The 2720-nt window shown below is 54.3% G+C and carries 1 rRNA gene; it reads right to left on the reverse strand.

The features are described from left to right. Positions 1-2720: ribosomal RNA gene (locus ABD852_RS23000) — 23S ribosomal RNA — on the reverse strand; the annotation flags it as partial.

Here is a 2720-nt window from a genome sequence, read left to right on the forward strand (position 1 = left end):
ACACGTACACCTGAGGCCTATCTACGTCATCGTCTATGACGGCCTTTAAGGGAACAATCATCTCCGGGACGGCTTCGCACTTAGATGCTTTCAGCGCTTATCCGTGCCCCACGTAGCTACCCGGCCGTGCTTCTGGCGAAACAACCGGTGCACCAGCGGTGAGTCCAACCCGGTCCTCTCGTACTAAGGTCAGGGCCCGTCAATGTTCCTACGCCCACCACAGATAGGGACCGAACTGTCTCACGACGTTCTGAACCCAGCTCGCGTGCCACTTTAATCGGCGAACAGCCGAACCCTTGGGACCTTCTCCAGCCCCAGGATGTGACGAGCCGACATCGAGGTGCCAAACCTCCCCGTCGATGTGAGCTCTTGGGGGAGATCAGCCTGTTATCCCCGGCGTACCTTTTATCCTTTGAGCGATATCCCTTCCATGAGGAAATACCGGATCACTATACCCTGGTTTCCCACCTGTTCGACCCGTCGGTCGCACAGTCAAGCCGGCTTTTGCTATTGCGCTCATGGCACGGTTACCAAGCGTGCCGAGCCGACCTTTGGAAGCCTCCGTTACTCTTTGGGAGGCGACCACCCCAGTCAAACCGCCCGTCATGCACGGTCCCTGACTCTTGTCAGGTTAGACGAAAGGACACAGGAGGGCGGTATTTCAACATTGGCTCCTGAGGACCTAGCGACCCCCATTCATAGCCTCCCGCCTATCCTACACACCTGTGACCCGTCATCAATGCAAAACTGCAGTGAAGGTGCACGGGGTCTTTCCGTCCCGTGGCGGGTAAACGGCATCTTCACCGTTACTACAATTTCACCGGGACCACGGCCGAGACAGTGCCCAAATCGTTACACCATTCGTGCAGGTCGGAACTTACCCGACAAGGAATTTCGCTACCTTAGGACCGTTATAGTTACGGCCGCCGTTTACTGGGGCTTCGATTCAATGCTTCACCTTGCGGCTGACATCCCCTCTTAACCTTCCAGCACCGGGCAGGTGTCAGGCCATATACGGCATCTTTCGATTTTGCATAGCCCTGTGTTTTTGCTAAACAGTCGCTTGGGCCTTTTCTCTGCGGCCGCATCGCTGCGGCCCCCCTTCTCCCGAAGTTACAGGGTCAATTTGCCGAGTTCCTTGGCCGTGGCTCTCCCGAGCGCCTTAGATTATTCATCTCAACCACCTGTGTCGGTTTGCGGTACGGGTCCCTATAGAATTGTTTCCGAGCCTTTTCTTGGCACTCTGTCTACTCGTTCGCTTCACCCGAAGGATCCGCTCAGCGCACTATTCCGTCAGTACCCACAAGTGTTCAAAATGCGTCAGCTCATGACTCCTATAGGAAGGGCTGGAATCTTCACCAGCTGTCCATCCGGTAATGCCTTTCGGCAATCCGTTAGGGCCCGCCTTACCCCCCGTTGATTAACATGGCGGGGGAAACCTGGGTCTTTCGGCGTTAAGCTTTCTCAGCTTAATTATCGTTACTCATGCCTACATTTGCTTTTCCCTGCAGTCCAGCCATGCTTACGCATAACCTTCGCCCCGCAGGCAATGCTCCCCTACCCATTCGAAAATGGCACGTCTTCGGTGGTACACTTGATGCCCGTTTATTATCGGTGCCCGCCCCGCTCGACCAGTGAGCTGTTACGCACTCTTTAAATGCATAGCTGCTTCCAAGCTAACATCCTGGCTGTCTCTGCGGCCGGACTCCCTTAGTTCAACTTAGCGTACCCTTGGGGACCTTAGACGATGCTCTGGGTTCTTTCCCTCTCGGACCGGGACCTTTGCACCCCGGCCCTCACTGCCAAATATACATACTGCCATTCGGAGTTCGTCAGGGGTCGGTAGGGAATGACCCCCCCTAGCCCTATCGGTAGCTCTACCTGCAATATGCTCAACTTTGACGCTGCCCCTAAAGGCATTTCGGGGAGTACGAGCTATTTCCCAGTTTGATTGGCCTTTCACCCCTACCCTCAGCTCATCCGAAAACTTTTCAACGTTTACCGGTTCGGCCCTCCAATGTGTGTTACCACAGCTTCAGCCTGGCCAAGGGTAGATCACCGGGTTTCGCGTCTGCAACCACCGACTTCGCGCCCCGTTAAGACTCGCTTTCGCTTCGGATACCCCTCTGAAAGGGTTAACCTTGCCGGTGACTGCAACTCGTAGGCTCATTATGCAAAAGGCACGGAGTCGCCCTAAGGCTCCTCCCGCTTGTAGACGTACGGTTTCAAGGTCTTTTCACCCGGCTACTCGCCGTACTTTTCACCTTTCCCTCACGGTACTATTTCACTATCGGTCTCCAGGGAGTATTTAGCCTTGGCGGATGGTGCCGCCGGTTTCAAAGGGGATTTCTCCGGTCCCCCCCTACTCAGGATACAAGCCTCGTTGTCAACTCCTACGTGTAAGGGGCTTTCACCCGCTATGGCAGAACTTCCCAGATCTTTCCACTTACGTTGACTTCGATTATGCCTGTCCTACAACCCCACAACAGCCGTAACTGCTATGGTTTGGGCTGTTCCGCGTTCGCTCGCCACTACTTGCGGAATCACTAATTTGTTTTCTTCTCCTGGGGGTACTTAGATGTTTCAGTTCCCCCCGTTCGCCCTATCCATTAAGATAGTATCATGAATTATTCATGATGGGTTGCCCCATTCGGAAATCTGCGGATCAATTCATATGTGCTAATCCCCGCAGCTTATCGCAGCTTATCACGTCCTTCATC

Source organism: Ravibacter arvi (genome assembly GCF_039540405.1).
Classification (GTDB): domain Bacteria; phylum Bacteroidota; class Bacteroidia; order Cytophagales; family Spirosomataceae; genus Ravibacter; species Ravibacter arvi.